Here is a 24,161-nt window from a genome sequence, read left to right on the forward strand (position 1 = left end):
ATGCAGCAATCGATAACTATCAATATTAGTAATATAGATGAATTAATAAAAGAATTGGATGTTCTATTGAACACATCAATATCTTCTAGTCAAGAACTTAAGAATTGGTTAATAAAACAATCACAGACTTTACATTTTATCAATGAACAACTCATGCAACATTATATTGCCTTTCAACGAAATACGAATGATATAGAGGCAAAAGAAACTTTTGACTTTGATCAAAAACACGTACAGCCTATATTAAAGCGTTATAAAAGTCTATTAGACCAAAAGTATTATGAATCACCCTATCGTTCGCAATTAAATCCTTCTCAGTTTGGGTTCTTAGATTCAAAAATTCAAAACACTAGAGAACTCTATAGCGAAGAAAATATTAGTTTAGAAATTACTGAAGATGAGTTAATAACAAGATATTTTGAAATCACTGGTAACCTCACTTCTATATGGAACGGTGAAGAAGTAAATCTTTCTGAATTAAGTGTCTATCTACAGGACTCAGATCGAAACGTTCGTCAAAAAGCAATGACTGCTATCTCTGAAAAATTTCTATCCGTAGAAAATGAAATTCAAGAAATCTTAAACCAGTTAATTATTCTTCGAACAAAAAAAGCTAGGAATGTTGGTTTAACGAATTATCGTGACTACATGTTTAAAAAATATGAGCGCTTTGATTACTCTGTCGAGCAATGCAATCAATTTGCCGAATCGATTCGTAAATACGTCGTGCCACTTCAAGAAAAAATGCATAAACAAATACAGGAAAATCTTCAAGTAGATACATTACGTCCGTGGGATATACAGGCTATGTCTACAGATCACAAACCTTTACAGCCTGTAAAAAATGAAAATGAATTAATAGAAAAAAGTAAGCTACTTTTCTCAAGGATAGATACAGGTTTTACAACCCTTCTAGACAAAATGCATAACCATTTAGATTTAGAAAGCAGAAAAGGAAAAGCACCTGGTGGATTTTGTGAGTATTTGCCCGCATCTAAATTATCATTTATTTTTATGAACCTAACAAAAACACAAGCTGACGTAGTTGTTTTCTTACATGAAATGGGCCACTGTATCCATCATGATTTAATGAAAGATATTTCCATACATCAATATCAACATTTACCAATGGAGACTGCTGAATTAGCAAGTATGACAATGGAACTATTTACAATGGACAAATGGGATATTTTTTATAGTAATAAAGAAGATTTCAAACAAGCTAAGCAAGAACAATTAACACAAATTGTAGAGTATTTACCAATTACGCTTATCATCGATCAATTTCAACACTGGTTGTATGAGAATCCAAATCATACTACCGAAGAACGAAATGCTAAGTTTTTAGAGTTCTCTACAACATATAATTCAAGCGTAGTAAATACAAATGGGTATGAAAATTGGATAGTCGCACAATGGTTATCTGTCCTGCATATTTTTGAAGTACCTTTTTATTATATTGAGTATGCAATTGCACAAATTGGAGCTCTGCAAATGTATAAACAGTACAAAGAAAATCCACAACAAGCGCTAGAAAACTATAAAAAGCTTTATCTTTAGGTAGTTCTAAATCTGTAAAAGAAGTATATGAAACAGCTGGAATTCGATTTGATTTTTCTGATGAAACAATAAAAGAAGTTATGTGTTTTGTAGAAGAAGAATTACAGTTACTAGAAAAATATAAGTAATTAAAAATACGTTGCACTGTATTACCCTATCTTTAGACCCTAATATTAATATTAGGGTCTAAGTTGATTACTATAAGTTTACATAATGAAATTATAGTAATTACATATTCTCTTTCATGAAGTAAATTTAATGCTCGGCAACAGTTTGTAAAGAAATGCAGCGATCATCCTCAACAAAAGCACCAAAACTATCAATTAAATCTCCATTACCCATTTTCCGATAAATTGGATAGTATCATGCGCAATTTTATTTCTTTTAAGAACGATACCTGCATGTCCACAGTTATATATATATCTGGTTGGTTTTCCCCATGTTTCCCATAAATAATCAGTATCTTCACCTAAAACATATTGGTCATTTTTTCCAGAAATCAATAAAATATGTTCTTTATCAATCACTGGTAACGCTTGACTAGGTTCTGTAATCTTCCAAAATCGTTTTAATTCTTCATATGTAACTCCATGATGTTCTAAATCTTTTCTAATATATTTTCCTGGAACTGTATTCCAAATTGAATAAGAAAGTCTATTTGCATAAAATACAGATACCAATCCGTCAATTTCTGATTCAACCAACGATGTTAAATTGGTAATAAATCCACCTAAACTTACACCAATTAGAATAACTGGCCCTTTTTTATTTGCCTTAATCCATTGTATTAAAGCCCTCAAATCAACTACTGCTTGCTGTGTAGATTTTACGGTCCTTTCAATATTAGCACTTACCATAAATTCACCACTGTACAATGAATCCTTTGGTTCCCTTTCAAAATGATAAGGAAGTGTAAAATAATACATGTTCCACGTTAAATCTAGCATTTTATCGTGAAATATTTTTTTTACACGCTCATTAGAATCCATTCGCCAGCCATGAACAAAGACTATATTTGGCGATTCTTTATTATGTATAAATGCTTCTCCTGTCACTATATCATTGCGTTGATCGTCCAATTGAATTGAACTTTTATATTTAAACTTACCAACTTCATAACGTTTATCTTCTGAACGAACCATATCAAATTCAATATCAATCTTATCTAAATTTATCTTATAAAAACTCTTTATATCCTCATTCAATATAACCACTGAATTTGAATTGTATTGAAATTCTTTACTTCTCTTCCTATGCATATCTTATAAGGCGCATAAATCTATAACTTTCGAAAAGAACAAAATAATACCCTCCAGTTTGTTGCCAAGCAATACAGAAACGAGAATTAAGCGAATATAAAGCGACTTATATCATAAAAGAATATTTTTCACTTATTTATCAATCTTTACAAAAAGACCCCAAAGGATTAATAAAGATATTGTTTCGTCTGTTCAATCTCTTACAGAAAACGGACGAAAATCCTATAGGTATGAGAAAAAAACAGTCTTGTTTAAGGAAGCGGTGGATTATCCCATTCTTCGCGTTTCCAAGGTGCTTGGCGAGGGTCGCTATATTCGTTTGAATATAGGAGATAAGCTGGATCACCGTAATAAAACGTATCAGGATCAGTTAAATATTTTGTTACATCATCAATAGGATCATTGCTATAGAGAATCCATGGTTGATTCGTTTGATCCCCTTCATCAAGACGTCCATTATTTTTTATAATATCTCCATTATAACGAATTTGAACTCCATCTTCTTTATCCCATTTCATCGCATGAGCTCCTCCATCAACACCAATTAAGGGATGCCCATCATCTTTTGGGACTTCTGACCATAGCTTTATTTTATAACCGTTGTGACTCGATATAAGCAAATGTGTTGGAACGCCATTTTTCAAGTAAACAAAATACTTTTCCCAATCGTGTTCATGGTTATTAATCCAATCATTATCAGCATAATAAAGCCAATACTCATATATTTCATATTCTCCTTTTTTAGCAATATGAAAATAGACAGCTGGTTGTTGATTATTTGGACCCCGATTTGTTAATCCTGTTGATCCTATTCCTGTTACGGTATTTCCAATTTTGAAACGAATTTCATTTTCTTTATTATGTTCAATATCGTTATCATAAGACTGGAAACGAAAAGCGTGAGGGAAATTTTTTTCCCCTGTATCCATCCAATCTGTTCCATCAAATTGAAGTGTTGCTAAATAAGCAGAAGGATTGGGAGCCGCTTCAACATTTGATGAAAGGATTCCAAAAGATCCCCCTATTGCAGAAAATGTTATGAATATCTTTTTAAGGAAATTCCGTTTGCTAAACATAATTTTTTCACCTACTTTATTTCGTATAACAATACTATAATACATAAATTCAATTTTAAAATATGTAAATAAGCATAAAAGCTTTTTCATAAAGAAAACTTTTATGCTTATTGTTTAATAGCTTATAGTTTTTTGCCATGCTAGTATTAGAATCTTCTAAACTATATTCATCGGCTATTCCTCTATTTACATTATCTGGTTCAGTAGTAACCTTATCACTATATATTGCCTTGTTTTTATGAGAATCATAATGTTGAGAATTTTTATATTAACTTTTGTCTGCTCCTTTTACATAAGAAGCTGATTTATTTTTATATGCATAATTCCAATAATTAGCCAATCGTTGCACCACCCTCTTTTTTATGTTGGATATTTATTTCTGTTTAATTTTATAGGAATGCTCACATGTCTTAAACTGGATTCCATTACTGCTCTAAATTTTTTGCTGTTGGACTTACTTTTACTTCTTTTTCGTCTTTTAATGTTCCAAAAATCATATCAAAAAATGGATTTGAAACACCATACCAATAATTTTCATTTTTAAAATGATGTAACAAATGTGTTTTTTTCAACCATCTTCCGAGCGGTGTACTAGGTTTAATGGATACATGAGCTATATAATGCTTCCATTCATAAATTAGTAACATGACTGTTAATCCCATTGTAAAGGGAACCGTTAATTCAATTGAATGAACTATACTATAAAAAATAAGTGAAAGTACTACTGCATTGGGTATACTATACCAAAGTGGTAAAAATAGTAATTTTAAATTATTAGGATACAGATGATGATCGTAGTGTAGGCGTTTAATTAGCTTTAATAAAAATAAGTTCTTCGGAGGCTTCATATGAAAAAGAAAGCGATGTGTGAAATATTCCATAAATGCATACGTTACGACTCCAAGGAAAAATGAAAGAAATGTAAAAGCATTAACACCCATGTAAATAATATACAGAACAAAGACAAGTAAAGAAACGAACATTACTAGAATATCAAAATGAAAAAAAAAATCTCGGTAAACTTTTTTCATGTAATACCTCCAATAAAGATTTATTTGATTTTTAGACTAATATACTTTTAGTATGGATAATATAATGCATAAGTTAACTAAAAAATGAAGAAAAAAATACTCGTCTTTATGAATATATTATAGTCCATATTTTCAAAATGTTAAGATTTTGAAAATATATATTTGGTAAATCATTTTTAACCAGCTAAAAATAATTATGATTTATATACATTTATTGCTACAGAACACGCATTGTCCATCTGTAAAAGTATACTTTTATAGATACTCTGGTTGAACATTTGTATGAATTTTTTTAGGGTGCAACACATTTTGTCTTAGAACCAATAACTGTATACGCGTATCGCCTTAAGATAGGTAATTAATGTTTATAAAAACATAAAAAAGGAAGAGATTTATGTAATGGAAAAACTCCAAGAGACCGTTAGGACAAATTAGTGAGAAACTGATATTAATGTGGGGCTAATTTAAGTGCTAAAATACATATAAAATATATGGTTATTATTTATTATAAATATTATGGTTGTCCGCGTATGGATCATATATTCCCGTCAATGCTACGATTCTGTATCAATTTTTCGTAATTGAAGAACTAACGTTAAAAACTCTTCTCTTATCAACATTGACAGTAGCTATAACATTGCTAATTCTTCTCCCCGTCCTGTTTAAAACAGGGAGAACTATTGCTAAACAAATAGATTAGGTTGTTACAAGGTAAAGGGAGTCCATTCTACTGGATTCCCTTTATTATTTCTTCTTTAATATCAACATTAATGTTTAACAGCGCGTATTACTTAAAAATCTTTCGCAAAATTTTAATTTTGTTCCTATAAGGTGGAAATACCAATCCTAACTCTACTCTTGAACTTTTCTTTAAAATACTTTTACGATGTGTAAAAGAATCAAAACTATGTTTCTCATGATAGGCACCGAACCCTGCATTTCCTACTCCACCAAAAGGTAAGTGGAGATTAGCCATATGTGACATTGTATCGTTGACGCACCCTCCTCCAAAAGAAATTCGTCCTAATATCTGTTTTTCAACATTTTTATTTTCAGTAAACACATACAAAGCTAACGGTTTAGGATGGTTGTTAACCATATGAATGACCTCATCTAAATCATTGTAATCCATAATTGGTAAAATCGGTACGAAAATTTCTTCTTTCATAACTGCAGCATCCCATGAATTTACTTCAAGAAGTGTTGGTTCAATATATAAATGATTTCTAGATGAATTCCCACCAAATACTATATAATTTTGGTCTTGTTCTAATATAGAAATAAGTCTATCGAATTGTCTCTCATTAATAATTCGACCGTAATCATTGCTTTTTAATATATCTGATCCATAAAAGCTGGTGATGATTTCTTTCATTTTCGAAATCAGTTTTCCCTTGACAGATTTGTGTGCAATAACATAATCAGGTGCAATACAGGATTGCCCAGCATTTATGAATTTCCCCCAGATAATACGTTTGGCTGATATATCAAGGTTAGCTGTTTCATCGACAATAGCTGGTCCTTTTCCACCCAGTTCTAATGTTACTGGTACAAGATTTTTCGCCGCAGCTTCCATGACAATTTTCCCGACTTGAACACTAACAGTAAAAAAAATATAGTCAAATGGTGCATGAATCAATAAAGAAGTTGTTTCTCTGTCTCCTTCGATTACACGAATATATTGCTTATCAAACGTTTCACTTATTATTTTATTAATTACAGCTGAAACATTTGGCGCATTTTCTGAAGGTTTGAGAACTACACAATTTCCTCCCGCAATTGCCTCGATAAGAGGTTCAATTAATGATTGGAATGGATAATTAAAAGGTCCAATAATTAGCACTGTACCATATGGCTCTTTTATTATGTAGCTTTTGGAAGGTAAAAAATGAATAGGTGTTTTTATTTTTTGAGGTTTCATCCACTGTTTTAGGTGTTTCATTATAAAATTGATACTGTTAAAGGCGAAACCAATTTCTGCAGTATACGCTTCAAACTCGCTTTTGTGTAAATCTTGATATAAAGCACTTAACACTTGATTCTCATATTTTCGAATAGAATTTTTCAATTTTTCTAATTTTTCAAGACAGAATTGAAGACTTCTTGTATAATCATTATAGAAAAATTGTTTATGTTCTTGAATAAGTTGTTGAATATTACCAGCCATTAGAAAATCCCTCCAATAACAAAAAAATTTAAATACTATGTACATCAATTGTAGAGAGTATTTAATCCATATATCCTATTCACTATTGCATCCGTTTGTTGAAAAAGGCTACTGTTAAACTAAGAGTGATTATCTTAGAAAATGTTGATGTCCCATTAAAAAATAGTTGTAGACTGAAAAGGTGTTTTCTGTATGTGCAAGCACTTTTTACTAACTTAAAGTATTGTAAAACCTTTAATATCCCCTTCAGAAGTAATGAAAGGACTTTCCCTTCGCATAATCGGTATTTTGGGAACGGGAAGTAAGTGCTATTAACTATTGAATCCAAAGGAAAAATTGGTTCTTTTAGCCTACTCAAGGTTTCAGGTTTTAAAGTATTTAGCATCAAGAAGTATGTATTCTATGAAAGTTAAGAGAAGAACAAGAGTAAAAAATATTCTTTTTTGCTTTTTACTTCTATTTTTAAATCATCCCCATCTTTTGCTATCCATATCTAAGCAATAGTAATCAACCACAAGAAATAACAGAATGATTAAGAAATAGACAAAGATTTTCAGTATAATCATCTCCTTTTTATATGAGGTTAAACATACAGCAGAAGATATTCAAAAAGCATATTCTGATATTTTTACATCCCTACCAAGCAATGGATATCAATTGGACAACAAACCAATTATGGAAAAATACATTGGCGATATGATTAACAACCCTTATTGCGAAATATGTGTACCTATAAAACCGTTATAGTTTGATTAGTTTTTTTCTTGTTTAGTACTTTATCATCAACAGGAAATAAAAATACAAGGAGAAGAACAAGAAGTTATCAGTACCGATAACTTCTTGTTCAAGTTTCAATAAATGACCTGTTAGCGAAAGAATCATAAAACTTTGAATTTGGACAGTCGCAAACTGTCATATGTGTCAGTCATTTCAAATACAAATGATGTCAATAGAAATTCCTTAATATGCTGTTTAGTACTTTCGTTACTACAATTATCGACAAATAAAAACCAAGCAAGGTAATTATCAAGATATTCCGGGTCAGTTCACATTTTAAAACAATAAGTTTGGTGGCGCATCAATTGTACGTGTAATAACTAATATACTCTTTTCTGTAATATCTGCATTTATATAATAAACATAAAGCTTTCAATCGGTTTTTTATTTCTCGATAAACGCATTTTTAACCTATAATTATTACATAATAATACAGTTAATTTACATCCTTATTTCCGATTTTATTAACTACTAACTTATACCTTTCATACCATTTTTCCCACTCATCTTTTGGAAACTCCATATTATGTCCATCTAATACAGAAGAAAACATTTCTAAACATATATGCCATCCAGATAAGTCCTTTGGTGTGTGATCATTTATTTCATGAATAAACTCCTTTAGTACTAATAGAGATCCCTCTAGATTTTTATGTATTTCAAATCGAACTCGGTCCTCTCCCCAAGTAAATTCTAATACGGAATTCAGTTGACATTCCAAAATATCGATATCAATAAATTTTCCAGAACCATCTTCATTATCTATTTTTTCTATTAAAGCTAACATTGTCATACCTCCATTTGAATTCAGTTAAATGATACATTCAAATCATTCATTTGACCCTAAAGAAAAATCTACCTTTCCTACTAATTTGAAATAAAGGGACATTTCTTACTATACATTTCATCATGAATTTGTTTTATAACAAACGGCGCAATATCTCCATTTTGAATTTTAATTCCTGGTAAATCTCTGAGACTCTCTTTTATTTTACCGGTCCCTTCCCCGTCTACAACAAAAGGTAATCGTACAATAGTCCAATTCACATTACTATCTCGTATCAGTTTTAACTCCTTATACTTATCTTTCATCATATCTGAAAGTAACAAACGAAATAACATTGCCCCTATTTTATTTAATACACTCTTAGCATCTCCTTTTACATCCATTGATCCTCCAGAAATAAGAACATATCGCTTGATCCTGTATTCTACCATTACTTCTAAAATATGATTTGTAACCGTGCTAAATATATATGACTCTTTTTTAGGCTGACCTACTGCATTAATAACAGCATCGCAAGCTTGTAGTAATTGACGTATTGCAGAAATATCGCGAGCATCTCCTTTTACAACTTCCAAATGTTTATGCGAGATTTTAAATTTTTGTGGGTTTCGTGTAAGAATACGAACAAAGTAGCCTTCTTGCAGTGCTTGATTTACAAGATATTTACCAGCCTTTCCGTTTGCACCGATAATTGCTATTTTATTTATTATTTTCATGACTAAAATTAGGCTCCTTCTAAAAAATAATGATTTATTGACGAACTGTAGTTACTTCATATACACGTAAAAACGCAAGTAAATATTCACACGCTCTCTCACAAGCGAACATTTTAAAAATCTTTTGTTCTTCTACCGTTCTATCATTTGCTTGATCTGAAGCTGCTTTCAAACAGAGAAAAGGTTTTTTATTCACATGACATACGTATGCAAAAGCTGCTACTTCTTGATCGACAGCTATTGCACCATATACAGTATGTAATAAACATCTCATTTCCGTACTACGAATACGTTGATCTCCTGATATAAAAGTTCCAAAATGGACTTGATCATAAGATTGCATTTTTTTCATTTGCCTCACAAGATATTTCGTTGTTTCAATAGGAGCTGTTCTACCGGTATATAAATCGAAACTATCCGTTCCTGTTCCCGCAGCTGTTACATCATGCTGTAGTGTGTTAAGTGCAACAACAATATGACCATTCTTTACTTTCTCAGATAAACTTCCACAAATACCTGTCATAAATAACTGTTCAGGCTTAAATTCACTTATTAGTAACTGTACACAGCTGGCACAGTTCACTTTTCCCACACCGGTAATTACAGATATTATTTCTAATTTATTTATAGAATGAAAATGAAATTCCCAAGCTGCTCGCTTTTCTACACGATGACTTGGATAATGCTGCTGCAAGTATGTAAGCTCTGGTTCCCATGCGGATACAATTGCAATACGTTTCATTACACTTTTCACTTCCCCCTATTTTCATTTGAATAATCTCTCAATACTTTTCCGTTCATAACATGGAATCCACTCTTTATATTTTTTATATAAATCTCGTATCATTTCTTTATTCTTCGCAATTACCTCACATCCTCTTCTACATCCTTTCTAATCTACTATTTCTTTTAAACAATTCAAATTCCACTTATTTTATATTTTAATTCCCAAGTGGTTGTATTCTAAAAAAATGTTTTATGTCACTTTCCCAATCCCCACTTGCCTCGAATGTATATAGGTTTTTATGTAACATGTTACTCTCTCCTCGATAAAATGTTGATTCAACACATCATTAGTATCAAATCATCCTCTTATTTTTTATTCGTGATGTATTTTTTAAATCCTTTTTAATACGTTACATGAAATTTTATATATGATCTTAACTCCCAAACACCTAAATGTTTGTTATTATATTAATAATGAAGAAATGCAAAGAAAGGAATTAAGTATACGATGGAAAGAAACATTTTAATTATTGATGATGATAAAGACATTGTAGAATTACTAGCAGTTTATTTACGAAATGAAGGTTACAACATTTATAAAGCATATGATGGTGATGAAGCGTTACACATGCTCTCACTTCATCAGGTTGACCTTATGATATTAGATATTATGATGCCAAAAAGAAATGGGTTGGAAGTTTGTCAGCAAGTTAGAGAAGAAAATACAGTACCTATTCTTATGTTAAGTGCAAAAGCAGAAGATATGGATAAAATCCTAGGTCTTATGACGGGTGCCGATGATTATATGATTAAGCCCTTTAATCCATTAGAATTAATTGCTAGGGTTAAAGCATTATTACGTAGGTCTTCATTTCAGTATGCTGCATCACAAATAAAAGAAGACGGGATCATTCGGATTCGTTCCGCGGAAATACATAAGCATAATCATACCGTGACAGTAAATGGAGAATATATTAAACTTACATCTATTGAATTTGATATCTTATATTTGCTTGCTAGTAATACTGGTAGAGTATTTAGTTCAGAAGAAATATTTGAACGTGTTTGGAATGAAGATGGTTACGGTTCTAATAAAACTGTAATGGTTCATATTAGTAACTTAAGGGATAAGCTTGAAACAGGAACAAATGGTGAAAAACTCATTCATACTGTTTGGGGAGTGGGTTATAAAATTGAAAAATGAAACGTTTGATATATTGAAAGTAATCCCCAAATGGAAAATCGTATTTTGGCTTTTAGTATCTATTTTGCTTACACCCATTACCGAGGTTGTCATATCCCGTCTTGTTACGAGTGTAATTGACAGTTCCCTTACATTAACGGCATTAAGTGGAGAATTTGTCAGAATCGTCGGCTACGAAAAGTATAGAGGATTAAAAGAGTCTCTTTGGACAATGATGGGGTCCTATTTATTTTTATTCTCAATTTTTTCATTCTATGTTTATATTTTTTATCGTCACGAAAAAAAACTATATTATGAAGTATGCATAAAGCAAATGATTGACGAAATTCGTTATATTGCAGATGGTAATTTTAATCATAAAGTATCTATTTTACACCATCATTATTTAGAAGACTTAGCAACTGGTGTCAATCACATTGTAGAGCAGTTAAAAGTTTCAATTGAAGAAGAGCGTCAAACTGAACAAGCGAAAAGTGAACTCATCACAAATGTTTCACATGACTTACGAACACCGTTAACATCCATAGTTGGCTATGTTAATCTCATTCACCATGATAATTACAGAGATGAAGTAGAATTACGTCATTATATTCAAGTTATTTATGATAAAGTAACTAGATTAAACATGCTAATGAATGACTTGTTTGAATATACGCGAGTTCAAAATAAAGAGTTACAACTAAATACTGTACCTATTGATATAATTGAATTGCTTGGTCAACTATCTGTTCAATTTCGTATGCAATTTCAAGAAGCAAATATTGAATGTAGACCTTCATTTCCATCAGAAAAACTAATGGTACTTGCTGATGGAGATAAATTAGTACGCGTATTTGAAAACTTAATTATGAATGCGATGACATATGGTAATGATGGGAAATTCATTGATATAACAGCCTATCAAGACGGTAAAATGATTGCAATCGATATTGCAAATTACGGGCAGCCTATCCCAAGTACAGATTTACCACATATTTTTGAACGTTTTTATCGTGTTGAAAAATCACGTTCCGCATACACAGGAGGATCTGGACTGGGCTTGGCTATCGCTAAAAGTATTGTGGAGATTCATAATGGAACCATTGAAGTATATAGTAATGATGAAAAAACAACATTTACTGTAAAACTGCTTCCATATAATCACTAAAAGATATTTCGTCTCAATAATTATATAAATTATCTACTAAAACAATAAAAGTATTGTATTTTAACAACAAAATCATGATACTATCTCAAAAAGAATCATTTCATTTCGAGATAGTATCATGATAACTGGCATTTTTTACTCTGAGTTATCTAATATATATCGTTTCACGATTTCAAGGAAATACTCTATACCTTCCCCTCTATCATCACCTCAATATTTGTCGGTTCGTCAAAAACTAGCACATTGGATCTTACCAAAACAGTTGCTAGAATACTAGCTGGATTACTTCTCCACTACTTAAATTACGGACATTCTTTCTTAAATCATCTCCTCTGACAGCTTTTGTAGAAATGATAATCTCTTCTCCTTGCTCTAAAGTATGGATATGTATGGTTATTGCCCCTTAACCATTATTTACTGTAATCGCAATGGTATCACCTAATGGGCATTTTTTACACAGATATCAAATTTTTAATATGGACTTATATAAATTAACAAAGTTTTGAGCGATACTTGATAATTCATGATGTTTCAACCAAATTAAACCTGTAGAGGCAGACAAATTTGTATCGGCAATTTTAAAAGCTTGGATAGGATAGCTTTTATGTCGTTGAATTACGGTTTCTGGAACAATGGACGCTCCAAAGTCAGACGCAACTAAATCTAATAAAATAGAAATATCAGAACACTCGGCAACGATATTTGGGCATAACTGATATTTGGAAAATACATCTAGAATCATATTATATACGCCTAATCCCTCCGTGCTAGGCAAGATTAATGGGAATTTTTTCATCTCCTCCAAGGTAATCTTACGATTAGCTAATTGCTGTTTTTTTTGAAGTAATAAAATAAAACGGTTCTGTATGAAGATGGATCACAGAAAAATCATCCAATTTTAGCGGTAATCGAATTATTGCCAATTCTACTACTCTATCTCTCACTAACTGACAAAGCTGAGCTGACTCATTTTGTTGAATTTTATACGAGACTCTAGGATATTTTTCATGAAATTGTTGTAGCAATTGAGGTAACCCGACTACTGATAAAGTATTGACACCAAGTGTTAGCCTACCTGTTATCCCATTCCCCACTTCTTTTACTTCCATTTTTGCTTCTTCTAATAATTGCGTCATTTTTAATGCATATTTATATAAAGCTTGACCTGCTTGCGTTACTTCTAAAAATTTCCCGGATCTCTCAACCAATTTTGTTCCTAGTTCCTGTTCCATCGCTTTCAAGTGTTGACTGAGCGGAGGTTGTGAAATATGAAGTCTATGAGCAGCAGCCGAAATTTGTCTTTCCTCGACAATCGCAATAAAATAACGCAGTTGTCTTATATCCATAAATAGAAAACACTCCCTTTTGTATATGAAAAACTTAAGTAAAATTAATTTTTTTATATTTTTCATATATTCTTCTTTAGTTTATCATAATCTTATGAATCTTTTTACGTTTCCCTTGTAATATTTCCTGACTTATTAAAATTTCACAAGGGAAAAAGACCATTTTAATCATTTATAAAAGAAAGGTCGGGATACTCTATGAACACCGCTTTTTGGTTAATCAATGCCAAATTAGAAAACGGTCACTACGTTGAAAATGGAGCCATTACAGGAACGAAGACAGGCTCTTACCATCTTCTTATTGACAATGAAAAAATCGCAAAAATTGTTACAAATGACGAACCTTTCCAAGATCACTTGCCGAAAGTAGATGTGAAACAACTACTAATTCTTCCATCGTTTATTGAAAAGCACTGTCATTTGGATAAAACGATAATGGTGACCGTTGGAGAGCAGTAATACCTGTTAACAGTATTTTTGAACGACTTGAAATGGAAAAAGAGGTTCTTCCCTCTTTGTCTACCACTACCCAAGAACGGGCGGAACATTTACTAGAGACTTTCTTAAAAGCTGGAGCTACCCATATTCGTACACATGTAGATATTTATCCAGAAATCGGTTTACAAAATTTAGATGACATTCAAAAAGTATTGCAAACATTTGACGGCAAGTTATCTTATGAAATTGTCGCTTTTCCACAGCACGGTTTATTGCGCACTCAATCAGGGAATTTAGTAAGAGAAGCAATTCGCCAAGGAGCATCTCTTGTTGGCGGTGTTGATCCGGCTACTGTTGATGGGAACATCGAAGCATCATTACAAGAAATGATTGAGATTGCTGTGGAAGGAAAGGCAGATATCGATTTACATTTACACGATGCCGATCACCTTGGTATTTTTACGATGAAAAGGCTAGCTGCCCTTACAAAAGAAGCCGGGCTACAAGGAAAGGTCGCCATTAGCCACGCATTTGGCTTAGGAGATATTCCGCTACATCAAGCAAGTGAAATGGCAGAACTGTTGGCGGATGCAGGAATTTCAATTATCACGAGCGTTCCAATTGACAGAAGTTTCCCCCCTGTTGGGTTATTACATAACAAAGGAGTGGACGTTGCCTTGGGATGTGACAATATTTTTGATGTTTGGTCGCCATTTGGCAACGGAGACATTCTCGAACGCGCCGGTCGTTTAGCGGAGTTTTCAAGATGGATAGATGAACAGTCATTGGCTCAAACTCTAGGATTTATTACGGGTGGCAAGACACCGCTCAATCATGAAGGAAAACAAGTTTGGCCTCAAGTCGGGGACGATGCAAATATCGTGTTTGTCAAAGCATCTTGCTCCGCTGAAGCCATTGCAAGAAAAGCTGAGCGAGCAGCCACTATGTATAAAGGGAAAATCGTTGCAGGTTCGCTTTAATCTAGTGAAGAAGCAAGATCTTAATCATTTTTAAATTAAGATAAAGGGTAAGTGAAATGCAGATATCGGGTTATAAAGTGCATGCTTTAGGCTCCATGCAAAGATTATAAGAGGAGGATATTCCAGATGGATCAAGAAAACAAAGGTTTTTCTCGCAGAAAGTTTCTAGGTAACGTCTGCAAAATTGGAGGGGCTACAGCTGTTCTCGGCGTCACGGACGCAATGGGATTATTTGTCCCTGAAAATGTAAGCGCGGACGAAAAAGAAAAAAAAGATGATCACAACATCAAAAAAACGGAAAAAAATAGCTCCTACATGTTGTTGAATGTGCGATTGGAAAGCGGATATAAATATGAAAATGGCCAGGTTGTCGCAACGGACACCATGCTCTGTAATCTTCAAATCGATAAAGGTATTATTACAAAAATATTAGATACAAAAGTTCCTTATAAAAAGAATATCGATCGCTATGATGCGAAAGGCATGCTGCTGCTTCCTTCCTTTAAAGATATGCATATTCATTTGGATAAAACATTTTATGGTGGTCCTTGGAGAGCTGCATCGCAAAGAAAAAACATTTTTGACATGATTGAAGTTGAACAGACGCTGCTACTTGAGTTGCTGCCAACTGCCCAAGAGCGTGCGGAAAAATTAATTGAATTGATTCTCAGCTACGGATCAACATTTGCCAGAAGTCACTGCAACATTGACCCTGTCGTCGGCCTCAAAAATCTCGAGAGTTTAAAGCGCGCCTTAGCGAACTATTCAGATAAACTATCGCACGAAATTGTCGCCTTCCCTCAACACGGCTTACTTCGTTCAAATGCAGAGGGACTGCTGCGTGAAGCTATGCAGCTCGGAGCAACACATGTTGGCGGACTAGATCCTACTTTGGTTGATGCAGATATGGAAAAATCACTACAAACTATGGTACAAATTGCGGTGGACAACAAAGCAGGAATTGATATCCATCTTCATGAAGGCGGTGAAACAGGTTTGAAAGCAATTCATCGATTGGCAGATTTGACTGAAGAAGCCGGTCTGCAGGGAAAAGTGACAATCAGCCACGCTTTCTCACTAGCATCGCTGACAGCCGGCGCCGACATCGAAATGGCAAACCGACTTGCTTCGCTGGGCATCTCGATTGCATCAACTGTTCCAATTGGCAAAAATGCGATGCCGATTCCGCTTCTTCAAAAGCAAAAGGTGAATGTCATGCTTGGCAATGATAGTATTATGGATCACTGGTCCCCGCTTGGGATTGGTGACACGCTGCAAAAAGCTCATCTTGCTGCAGAGCTGTATGGATGGTCCTACGAATATAACTTGTCCCGCGCACTTTCTCTTGCTACCGGCGGCATTACGCCATTAGATGAGTCCGGTAAGCAAGTATGGCCAAAGGTTGGCGATGCTGCTACCGCCATACTTGTTCCTGCCAACTGCTCGGCCGAAGCGGTAGCGCGGCTGCCAAAGCGTGCTTCCGTGCTATATAAAGGTACTCTAGCTGCCGGTTCTCTTGATAAAGCCAAAAACTAACCGGTGTGAATACGTATAAAATTGATAAAAATTTGTTTGGTATACAACTGAATGGAAGGCAGAAAAATTTCACAAAAACTTTGACCTAAAGATTCCTTTTTCCAAAACGTTTTCAAATATTGCTATAAGTATGTAAAAGAAATTACAAGACTCGATACTAAGGAGGAACTTATGTTTCAGAATATTGGAATCCCAGGATTAATACTTGTTTTAATGCTCGCCCTGATTATTTTTGGCCCTTCTAAGTTACCGGAACTAGGAAGAGCATTCGGCTCAACATTAAGAGAATTTAAAAAACCCACTAGAGATCTTATCGCGGATGACACAGATGATTTACAAAAAAATCCAAATAAGAAAGAAAAACTAGACAAATAGATGAATAGTAGATGTAGAGTACGTCTTACATCTACTATTTCATGGGGGTGATTAATGTTGAAAGAAAAAAATATGAAAACTGTTCAGCACCTTGAAGAGTTACGTAAACGCATTATTATCACTTTAGTTGTTTTTTTGCTGTTTTTTATACTGACATTTATATATGTACAAGATATTTATCATACACTGGTCAAAGATTTACCATTTAAGCTAGCTCTGTTAGGACCAAGTGATATCTTACTCGTTTATTTAACAATTGCTGCCATCGCTGCCGGTACAATTACTATACCAGTTGCTGCACATCAAGCTTGGTTGTTTGTACGTCCAGCGTTAACACCAAAAGAACAAAAGGTTGCAATCGCTTATATTCCAGCACTATTGATTCTATTCCTATTGGGGATTAGTTTTGGTTATTATATTTTACTTCCTCTTGTATTACATTTTTTAATGTCACTATCAAACGGTATGTTTACTACTTTGTTTACAGCGGAGAAATATTTCCGATTTTTGCTTCATATGACATTGCCGTTTGGATTTCTATTTGAACTACCCGTTGTTATTATGTTTTTAACAAGTTTGGGAATTATCAATCCATACCGTCTGCAAAAAATTAGGAAATACGCCTATTTTCTATTAATAGTCGCTGCAGTTTTAATTACGCCGCCGGATTTTCTATCGGATTTCCTTGTGGCCATACCGTTACTGCTCTTATATGAGGGAAGCGTCAGCTTATCTAAATTTGTATACAAACGGCAGCTTAGAGCTAATGAAAGGAACAAAAAAGCATACGAATATGTTTAATTTTTCAACTTGATGAAGCCCATGGAGTTTTCCATGGGCTTTTATGTCCGGTATAACGAGTTTTCAATATCAAAGTGAAAAATAAAAATCTAGAATATAAGTAGTTTACATATTTTCAATGCTTTCCACTAACGTATAGTATCCACCTTCCACTCCTTCAATTAAGTGTTCAATCTTGTTTAAGTGTTTGGAGAAGTCATTTTTTTCTAACCAATCTTTATGATATTCAATACTCTCAAAAGTAGTCATCATAATTGCCTTGTTATTATCAACAGAACGATGCCAATGACTACTAATCCAACCAGGAATACCTTTCCTCTTAAAGTTAAGTAGTTCTTCAGCTTGGATAGCAACCAATTCATCTAGTTTACCTGGTTTGGCAGTAAATGCATTAATCCACACTATCGCTTCACTAGATTTCATCTAAATAACCTCCTTGAAATTAAATTATCTTTTCTACTTAGAACACCATGGATATCCGGAAAATTGATACTGAAATCTAGGATGTTCATAAATGCCCCACCTATACTTCTAGATTAGTTTTGCTTTCATTTCAAGGGTATTTCAAGACCTTAACTTAATAGCGATAACATATACCTATGCAAGCTAATATACAAACAACATCAATAAGCTTGTGACAATTCCGACCCAAATACAGAGAATGAAGCAATACCCCATGATATCTTTGATTTTCAAACCGAGTACCCCTAGAAGAGGTAATGCCCAGAACGGCTGAATCAGATTGGTCCATGCGTCTCCCCACCCTACCGCCATGGCGATAGTAGCTGGATCTACTCCTAACTTCAAGCCTGCCGGGACCTGCAGTGGTCCTTGCAAAGCCCATTGTCCCCCGCCAGATGGCGCCAATAAGTTCACTAATCCCGCTGACCAATATGTAAATATATCAAATGTATCCTTTGACGCAATGGATGCCATCCATTCGATGATAGAGCTTCCCAATCCTGAACTTCCTAAAACAGCAATAATTCCTGCATAAAACGGAAACTGTAGGATAATTGGAGAAATGGATTGCGCGGATTCTTTGAATCCTTGTGCAAAGTTTCCAAGAGAACCATGCAGCAGCAAACCGAGTGACAAGAAAAACAGATTAATAATATTTAAATCTAAGCTGCGACCGTTCATGAATTCATATATACAATACAACGTACCGATTACACCTAATAATATTCCCAGAACCGGCGTCCATTCCAATTTTTCCGCGGCGGTTAAATCTTTTTGAAGAGGTTTTACAAAAGAAGTTGTATCTGTTTCGGGTGCTTTATATCCGATAATCCCGCTTTTTGGAGCCATAAGTACGATAATAATAGGCATCGTGATGAACAGAGCGAAAAAAATAATTAGAGTAGAGTAACTAAAAATTGTTTGCGAAGTAGGAATAATCCCAATCATATCTGCAAGAAAATGATCCTTTGTGGCAATAGTCAAGCCAATAGAACTGGACAGACCGGCACTGTATAAGGCTGTCGGAGCATAGGCAGCTGCTACAAGCAATGGAAAATGTGCATTCGGATTCTTTTTCGCCACTTCCTTCGCAATGATCGCCCCCACAACTACTGCCAGTCCCCAATTGATGTAGTACGCCATTGCACTAATCAAAAATGTCATCGTATAAGCCTTTTGAGGTGTGTTGGCTAGCTTAGCAACGGACTGCAAACCTCTATTAACGAACGGGACGGAAGCTAACGTCATCCCTGTAACCATTAGCAATATCATTTGCATTGTAAAAGTCAAATAAGTCCAAAACCCATCTCCCCAAGATTTTATGATTGCGTACGGCTTAGAGGGGTTCATCAACAAGGCCACAATGAAAGTGAATAAGGTGAGCAGCACAGCAATAACAAATGCATCCGGAACATACTTCTGGGACCATCTCGAAAATACATTTGCACATCTTGTAAGCAATGATTCTTTCTTTCCTGGATCTACACCTGTGTTTTTCTCCAATAGGGAATGCTTCATAAATATTCTCCTTTCCAAATTTTAATAAGGTGAATGTAAATATCATTCCACAAAAGAAAATAAAATCCTTTTGCACATGCGGATTCTTTCCCCACTGGACTTAAAGAGATTTTCATCTCTAGCTGCTATTTCCATTTCATAATTTGCTTCTATATTAATAAAACTGGAATTCTTTATTCTGTAAACATTCTTAATGCATTCCTGTCCTCTAATGTGAAATCTTCTTTATGTATAAATGTGAATGAAAGTACATTTTCACTGCCTCATCATGACCATAATTATCCAAACTTAATGTTTTCCTTATAATTCTTTAGAAATTCTTTAACTTTTCTTTCCTCCTAGTTAAATATTAATTTTTACACTAGTAATATCGATGTACAAGGAGGATCGCTTATGCAATATGTTAAGAAATTGATGCTTCTTATCTTGTCTTTTCTTATTACTATAATTCTTGTTTTTTACTTTTATTTCTATGTAAATGGACCTTCAATTAAAGCAAAATCAGCTATATTAATAGATGCAACATCAGAAAAAATTGTTTATAAAAAAAATGAAGATACTCCTTTCCCTTCAGCAAGTCTATCAAAAATGATGACTGAGTATATTGTGTTAGAACAAATACATAAAGGAAGAATACAGTGGGATGATCATGTAAAAATAAATAATCCTTCCATTCAAACGGAAGGAGATAATATCGATATAACGGCTAAAGATCAAATAACAGTTCGTGATTTGTTTCATGCAATGGTTCTTGCATCTGATAATAGTGCGGCCGTATCTTTGGCAGAACATATTTCAAAAAGCGAACAAAAATTTACGAATTTAATGAATGAAAAAGCGACACAATTGGGGTTATCTCATAAAACTTATTTTGCAAATGCAACCGGCATAATGAATCAGCAAGAAGAATCTAAAATAACCGTCTTAGATGCCTCTAAACTAGCCCAGCATTTAATAACAGATTATCCTATAATATTAAAAATCGCCCAATTAACCTCTTATCAATTTACCTTCAAAGATATACATGTTTTCAATACAAATAAAATGTTGTATTCACTTGATAGCAATGTAAAATTTAAAGGAGTAGATGGTTTACAAACTAGCTTTTCAAATACTGCTGGATATAGTTTTGCCAGTACAGCAAAACAAGGAAACAAAAGGTTTATTTCGATTGTAATAGAGGCAAATGGAGAAAATAGTACGTTTATCGAAACCCAAAAACTATTTACTTACGGTTTCGAACCAACTCACCTTCCATCTCTGCAATCTGTTAAGGATTATTTGATATCGTGGATATCTCTGCTTCAGCTTAAAAATCTATTTTTGCAAGCAATAATAATTTTTCTTGTTATCGCCATTTCTCTATTAGTACATATACGAAAAAAAGATTCAGAGGATTTTTAATTTCAAAGCCTCTTTTACATAAAAAACCGACTTGCATTTTCAAAACAAGTCGGTTTATCTTTAGTTTTCTTTTTCTGTTTCTTTTTCTTTTTCTGTTTCTTTTTCTTTTTCTTTTTCTTTTTCATAATATAACTCATTTGCATATTTTCTATTTGTCCCCTTTAAATATGCAAAAATAATTTGAGGTCTCTTTATCAATGCCCAATCACCATGTTCATCAAATTTTCTACATGAAGTTGTCATATACGCTTTCTTTATCGTAGTGAATTTTTTTTTACACGTCTTACCATGTTTTTTTAAACGCATCGCAAATTCTGCATCCTCAGCCATTAACAAACTTTCATTAAAACCACCGATTGCATTAAAGTCTTTCCTATAACACCAAAACATCCCAACTGATATGAACCCATATTTAAATATAAGAGGAATAATTAAAAATAAACCTGATACTATGATTCCTAGTGAAATACGTTCAAACTTTCCTTTAACGCCCCCACCTATATATTTTCCGGTCATTAAATGCCTTTCTATTTCAATCAACATATTCTCACTCATCGAGCTATCTGCATCTATTGTAACAATGATTTCTCCCCTAGCTATTTTTGCACCAGCATTTCTAATTTTAGAAAGGTTTTTGTTTTCATCTTGCACTGTTATGCAATGATATGACTGTGCAATTTCTTCTGTTCGATCACTACAGCGATTTAGCACAACAATAACTTCGACCTGATTTTTATAAATGTTTGATGCGGCCACAATAGAATCCAGACATCTACCAATATACTTTTCTTCATTGTGTGCAGGGACTATAATAGAAAATTTAATGTCTTGTTCATTATCTCCCCCTACAAAACAACTACACCTACCCATATCACATCTCTCCCAATACAATTTTTATATTTAGGCATTGCTTTTACTATAGAACAGATTTCTGTATTCGCATTGAATTATAATCATTCATGAATACAACCCTCCTACTTTTTCATACAAAAAACACCGGAATTTAGAATTTCTGCCTAACGACTCGGTGTTTTTTGTCTTATGACAACCCCGCTGATTAAAGTGACACTTTAATCAGCGGAGATCTTACTGCCCATTAATGCTGGATAAAATAGTTCAATACAAAATTAGTATCCCTATTTTTGACAACTCAATTTCTGTATTATCTTTTAAAATAAATAACTTATCCTCATGTTGTTTCAACATATGTAAAATCTCTTTTTTACAATTTTTTCAAAATCATTGGTCCACTTAAACATTTTCATAAACATTTCAAATGTAGGTGTATAGTTAGTCTTTTCTAGATTAAGCAACTGCAACATAAATCTTTTTATTATTCTAGCTTTCCTCTTTACTACACTGACATCTAAAAATATAATTAAATCTGCTTTTTGCAAGCTTTGCGATACCCATTTATGATGGGCACCTTCAACAATCCAAGCGTTTGAATGTACAATATTATAAAGTTGTTCATCTCTTTCCTTAGGTGTATTTCTTACATCGCCATTTTCGGTCCTTCTCCAAACAACATTATCTAACTCATAATGAGGAATATTTAATTGCGATGACAATTCTCTTGCTAAGGTTGTTTTTCCACTTCCAACAGGACCAATGATATGAATTTTATTAGGTATAATACTTTTCAAGACAACCACCACTTTATAGATTTTCACAAAAAAACTTTCGCTGTTTCTTACATTAAACCTCTTCTAATCAAGTTAGCTGACACAGGTTGAAGACCTAACTCCCTTGCCCAAATAGATAATTGACCAATATGATGGATCTCATGTGCAATCACATGACGTACAACTTCGCCATATTTGTACGTCTCTTCAGTCCATGAGGCTGTTAATATTTTATTCTCTAAATTACTTGACCATGTTTGCAAAAAAGAATTCATTTCATTTTTAAAAGAATCTGAAAGTTCTTTCACTTTTTCAAGTGATTGATAGTCTTGAAATTGCAGATTCAAATCTTCTTCTCCCTGAAGAGCACGTATCCAGCTATATTCTACATCTATAATATGAAACAAAGTCTCCAAAATACTCCCTACTCCTCCAACACGTTTACAGAGTAAATCTTCTTCCGAAAGCTGCTTACACCATTCAAACCATTGCTCTCTAACTTGCCAATTATATAGAAATAAAGTTTTCAATCAACTTCTCTCCTTTTACATATGAGTTAATATCCATTTAACAGCTTCTATCACATATTCAGGCTCATCTTTTTGAATATAATGACCGCTATTGGGTGCAAGAATCAATTCGTTGTTATTTGATAATTGTAATAATTCTTTTTGCATTTGTAGCCATTTTACTTGAGCTTCAGGAGAATAAAACGCTTTTTTTCCAGCAGCAACTATAACAAGTGGAATCTTCCTTATTGATTTACAATGAAGACCAGCCTCAGCCAAGCTACTCATAAACTCTTCATACGTACTTTCATATATAAATTGTTTATAATATGCTTCTTGAAATTCAGGAGGCATTATGGATAGAAAATCTTCTCTATAGTTTTCTGACGTTGAATCTACTAATATTAACCCTGCTGTTTCTTCTGGATAAAAAGAATAGCAATTATGTATCAATATTATCTGTCATAATTAATTTTTCAGAAGTATATTGTCTTATTTGTTCATAAGCAAGTTCGATTACGTGTTCTTTTGAATCTATCAAAGAGAGATTACGTGTTAGTGGATTCCAATATTCATAACCCTCGTCTTCTGTCCAACGAAAAACTTCAATTGTATACAAATTGTCGTTTCGCTTGATGATTTGTGCTTTGTACTCTTTGGTTTTTGTATATAATTCTAAAATGACAAGCCCCCTCAGATTATAACCACCTCTCGTAT

The 24,161-nt window shown here is 33.4% G+C and carries 19 protein-coding genes and 8 pseudogenes; 10 read left to right on the plus strand and 17 right to left on the minus strand.

From position 1 onward, the window contains the following. Positions 1–1,688: pseudogene (locus Y7E_RS28865) on the plus strand (M3 family oligoendopeptidase). A 195-nt stretch (positions 1,689–1,883) separates the two neighbouring features. On the opposite strand, the gene Y7E_RS0101035 reads toward Y7E_RS28865, so the two are convergent. Continuing rightward, complete coding sequence (locus tag Y7E_RS0101035) at positions 1,884–2,819, minus strand: alpha/beta hydrolase (RefSeq protein ID WP_237741326.1); 936 nt, start codon at positions 2,817–2,819, stop codon at positions 1,884–1,886. Positions 2,820–2,893: 74 nt separating this feature from the next. Here Y7E_RS0101035 and Y7E_RS34940 point away from each other — a divergent pair. Next, positions 2,894–3,066, plus strand: a pseudogene (locus tag Y7E_RS34940) (IS4 family transposase); the annotation flags it as partial. A 4-nt stretch (positions 3,067–3,070) separates the two neighbouring features. On the opposite strand, the gene Y7E_RS33075 reads toward Y7E_RS34940, so the two are convergent. The 3 genes from Y7E_RS33075 to Y7E_RS0101050 form a co-directional block, all read right to left on the minus strand. Next, positions 3,071–3,895: an NPP1 family protein gene (locus Y7E_RS33075; RefSeq protein WP_161603947.1), complete on the minus strand. Its 825-nt coding sequence runs from the start codon at positions 3,893–3,895 to the stop codon at positions 3,071–3,073. A gap of 425 nt (positions 3,896–4,320) precedes the next feature. Further along, complete coding sequence (locus Y7E_RS0101045; protein WP_017149462.1) at positions 4,321–4,926, minus strand: sterol desaturase family protein; 606 nt, start codon at positions 4,924–4,926, stop codon at positions 4,321–4,323. Between the two features lie 787 nt (positions 4,927–5,713). Continuing rightward, on the minus strand, positions 5,714–7,093 hold the full coding sequence (locus Y7E_RS0101050; RefSeq protein ID WP_017149463.1) for an aldehyde dehydrogenase: 1,380 nt from the start codon (positions 7,091–7,093) through the stop codon (positions 5,714–5,716). Between the two features lie 573 nt (positions 7,094–7,666). On the opposite strand from Y7E_RS0101050, the pseudogene Y7E_RS31185 reads away from it, so the two are divergent. Next, positions 7,667–7,840: pseudogene (locus Y7E_RS31185) on the plus strand (GyrI-like domain-containing protein); the annotation flags it as partial. Between the two features lie 131 nt (positions 7,841–7,971). On the opposite strand, the pseudogene Y7E_RS33080 reads toward Y7E_RS31185, so the two are convergent. From Y7E_RS33080 to Y7E_RS31190, 5 genes and pseudogenes are all read right to left on the minus strand, one after another. Then, positions 7,972–8,130: pseudogene (locus Y7E_RS33080) on the minus strand (IS1595 family transposase); the annotation flags it as partial. A gap of 176 nt (positions 8,131–8,306) precedes the next feature. Continuing rightward, a complete protein-coding gene (locus Y7E_RS28870; protein WP_237741327.1) occupies positions 8,307–8,663 on the minus strand; it encodes an SRPBCC family protein in 357 nt (118 codons plus the stop codon). A gap of 74 nt (positions 8,664–8,737) precedes the next feature. Continuing rightward, positions 8,738–9,373 (minus strand): SDR family oxidoreductase, encoded by a 636-nt coding sequence (locus Y7E_RS0101060; RefSeq protein ID WP_017149465.1) that lies wholly within the window; start codon positions 9,371–9,373, stop codon positions 8,738–8,740. 34 nt (positions 9,374–9,407) lie between these two features. Then, positions 9,408–10,115: a 5'-methylthioadenosine/S-adenosylhomocysteine nucleosidase gene (gene mtnN / locus Y7E_RS0101065; protein ID WP_017149466.1), complete on the minus strand. Its 708-nt coding sequence runs from the start codon at positions 10,113–10,115 to the stop codon at positions 9,408–9,410. Positions 10,116–10,139: 24 nt separating this feature from the next. Then, positions 10,140–10,253: pseudogene (locus tag Y7E_RS31190) on the minus strand (DUF3885 domain-containing protein); the annotation flags it as partial. A 354-nt stretch (positions 10,254–10,607) separates the two neighbouring features. Here Y7E_RS31190 and Y7E_RS0101075 point away from each other — a divergent pair. Together Y7E_RS0101075 and Y7E_RS0101080 are read left to right on the plus strand one after the other, a co-directional pair. Continuing rightward, positions 10,608–11,303 carry a response regulator transcription factor gene (locus Y7E_RS0101075; RefSeq protein WP_017149468.1) on the plus strand — a complete coding sequence of 232 codons (696 nt, stop codon included), beginning with the start codon at positions 10,608–10,610 and terminating at the stop codon, positions 11,301–11,303. Continuing rightward, the gene (locus Y7E_RS0101080; RefSeq protein WP_017149469.1) at positions 11,293–12,450 is read left to right on the plus strand and encodes a sensor histidine kinase; all 1,158 of its coding nucleotides are present in this window, start codon (positions 11,293–11,295) and stop codon (positions 12,448–12,450) included. Before Y7E_RS0101075 ends, Y7E_RS0101080 begins: the two co-directional genes overlap by 11 nt. Before the next feature lie 463 nt (positions 12,451–12,913). On the opposite strand, the pseudogene Y7E_RS28875 reads toward Y7E_RS0101080, so the two are convergent. Continuing rightward, positions 12,914–13,796, minus strand: a pseudogene (locus Y7E_RS28875) (LysR family transcriptional regulator). Between the two features lie 198 nt (positions 13,797–13,994). Between Y7E_RS28875 and Y7E_RS28880 the strand changes: the two are divergent. The 4 genes and pseudogenes from Y7E_RS28880 to tatC all read left to right on the plus strand — a co-directional run bounded on the left by Y7E_RS28880 (position 13,995) and on the right by tatC (position 17,926). Continuing rightward, positions 13,995–15,214: pseudogene (locus tag Y7E_RS28880) on the plus strand (amidohydrolase). 126 nt (positions 15,215–15,340) lie between these two features. After that, complete coding sequence (locus Y7E_RS0101095) at positions 15,341–16,750, plus strand: amidohydrolase family protein (protein ID WP_017149470.1); 1,410 nt, start codon at positions 15,341–15,343, stop codon at positions 16,748–16,750. Between the two features lie 171 nt (positions 16,751–16,921). Next, a complete protein-coding gene (locus Y7E_RS0101100; protein WP_017149471.1) occupies positions 16,922–17,125 on the plus strand; it encodes a twin-arginine translocase TatA/TatE family subunit in 204 nt (67 codons plus the stop codon). Positions 17,126–17,179: 54 nt separating this feature from the next. After that, positions 17,180–17,926: a twin-arginine translocase subunit TatC gene (gene tatC, locus Y7E_RS0101105; RefSeq protein ID WP_017149472.1), complete on the plus strand. Its 747-nt coding sequence runs from the start codon at positions 17,180–17,182 to the stop codon at positions 17,924–17,926. Positions 17,927–18,031: 105 nt separating this feature from the next. Here tatC and Y7E_RS33855 read toward each other — a convergent pair whose 3' ends face one another. Further along, positions 18,032–18,349: an antibiotic biosynthesis monooxygenase family protein gene (locus Y7E_RS33855; protein WP_017149473.1), complete on the minus strand. Its 318-nt coding sequence runs from the start codon at positions 18,347–18,349 to the stop codon at positions 18,032–18,034. A 183-nt stretch (positions 18,350–18,532) separates the two neighbouring features. Next, on the minus strand, positions 18,533–19,906 hold the full coding sequence (locus tag Y7E_RS0101120) for a short-chain fatty acid transporter (protein ID WP_017149475.1): 1,374 nt from the start codon (positions 19,904–19,906) through the stop codon (positions 18,533–18,535). A gap of 393 nt (positions 19,907–20,299) precedes the next feature. Here Y7E_RS0101120 and Y7E_RS0101130 point away from each other — a divergent pair, with 393 nt between their 5' ends. Beyond that, entirely contained in the window at positions 20,300–21,310 is a 1,011-nt protein-coding gene (locus Y7E_RS0101130; RefSeq protein ID WP_017149477.1) for a D-alanyl-D-alanine carboxypeptidase family protein, read from the plus strand. 60 nt (positions 21,311–21,370) lie between these two features. On the opposite strand, the gene Y7E_RS0101135 is transcribed toward Y7E_RS0101130, so the two are convergent. The 5 genes and pseudogenes from Y7E_RS0101135 to Y7E_RS34035 form a co-directional block, all read right to left on the minus strand. Further along, positions 21,371–22,180 (minus strand): glycosyltransferase, encoded by an 810-nt coding sequence (locus Y7E_RS0101135; protein WP_017149478.1) that lies wholly within the window; start codon positions 22,178–22,180, stop codon positions 21,371–21,373. A 329-nt stretch (positions 22,181–22,509) separates the two neighbouring features. Continuing rightward, entirely contained in the window at positions 22,510–22,956 is a 447-nt protein-coding gene (locus tag Y7E_RS0101145; RefSeq protein ID WP_017149480.1) for an AAA family ATPase, read from the minus strand. Between the two features lie 47 nt (positions 22,957–23,003). Beyond that, a complete protein-coding gene (locus Y7E_RS0101150; RefSeq protein WP_017149481.1) occupies positions 23,004–23,465 on the minus strand; it encodes a DinB family protein in 462 nt (153 codons plus the stop codon). A 15-nt stretch (positions 23,466–23,480) separates the two neighbouring features. Continuing rightward, positions 23,481–23,879 (minus strand): annotated as a pseudogene (locus Y7E_RS28890) (alpha/beta fold hydrolase); the annotation flags it as partial. Between the two features lie 7 nt (positions 23,880–23,886). Further along, a complete protein-coding gene (locus Y7E_RS34035) occupies positions 23,887–24,063 on the minus strand; it encodes a hypothetical protein (RefSeq protein ID WP_017149483.1) in 177 nt (58 codons plus the stop codon). Positions 24,064–24,161 lie beyond the last annotated feature (98 nt).

It is taken from the genome of Bacillus bingmayongensis, from assembly GCF_000299035.1.
In the GTDB taxonomy this organism is placed as follows: Bacteria; Bacillota; Bacilli; order Bacillales; family Bacillaceae_G; genus Bacillus_A; species Bacillus_A bingmayongensis.

Excerpts from the sequence above, each read along its gene's own strand:
- Y7E_RS0101045 (WP_017149462.1), bottom strand. The coding sequence starts at position 4,926 with ATGAAAAAAGTTTACCGAGATTTTTTTTTTCATTTTGATATTCTAGTA.
- Y7E_RS0101130 (WP_017149477.1), top strand. The coding sequence starts at position 20,300 with ATGCAATATGTTAAGAAATTGATGCTTCTTATCTTGTCTTTTCTTATT.
- Y7E_RS0101060 (WP_017149465.1), bottom strand. The coding sequence starts at position 9,373 with ATGAAAATAATAAATAAAATAGCAATTATCGGTGCAAACGGAAAGGCT.
- Y7E_RS0101075 (WP_017149468.1), top strand. The coding sequence starts at position 10,608 with ATGGAAAGAAACATTTTAATTATTGATGATGATAAAGACATTGTAGAA.
- Y7E_RS0101100 (WP_017149471.1), top strand. The coding sequence starts at position 16,922 with ATGTTTCAGAATATTGGAATCCCAGGATTAATACTTGTTTTAATGCTC.
- Y7E_RS33075 (WP_161603947.1), bottom strand. The coding sequence starts at position 3,895 with ATGTTTAGCAAACGGAATTTCCTTAAAAAGATATTCATAACATTTTCT.
- Y7E_RS0101135 (WP_017149478.1), bottom strand. The coding sequence starts at position 22,180 with ATGGGTAGGTGTAGTTGTTTTGTAGGGGGAGATAATGAACAAGACATT.
- Y7E_RS0101035 (WP_237741326.1), bottom strand. The coding sequence starts at position 2,819 with ATGCATAGGAAGAGAAGTAAAGAATTTCAATACAATTCAAATTCAGTG.
- tatC (WP_017149472.1), top strand. The coding sequence starts at position 17,180 with ATGTTGAAAGAAAAAAATATGAAAACTGTTCAGCACCTTGAAGAGTTA.
- Y7E_RS28870 (WP_237741327.1), bottom strand. The coding sequence starts at position 8,663 with ATGACAATGTTAGCTTTAATAGAAAAAATAGATAATGAAGATGGTTCT.
- Y7E_RS0101095 (WP_017149470.1), top strand. The coding sequence starts at position 15,341 with ATGGATCAAGAAAACAAAGGTTTTTCTCGCAGAAAGTTTCTAGGTAAC.
- Y7E_RS0101050 (WP_017149463.1), bottom strand. The coding sequence starts at position 7,093 with ATGGCTGGTAATATTCAACAACTTATTCAAGAACATAAACAATTTTTC.
- mtnN (WP_017149466.1), bottom strand. The coding sequence starts at position 10,115 with ATGAAACGTATTGCAATTGTATCCGCATGGGAACCAGAGCTTACATAC.
- Y7E_RS0101120 (WP_017149475.1), bottom strand. The coding sequence starts at position 19,906 with ATGAAGCATTCCCTATTGGAGAAAAACACAGGTGTAGATCCAGGAAAG.
- Y7E_RS33855 (WP_017149473.1), bottom strand. The coding sequence starts at position 18,349 with ATGAAATCTAGTGAAGCGATAGTGTGGATTAATGCATTTACTGCCAAA.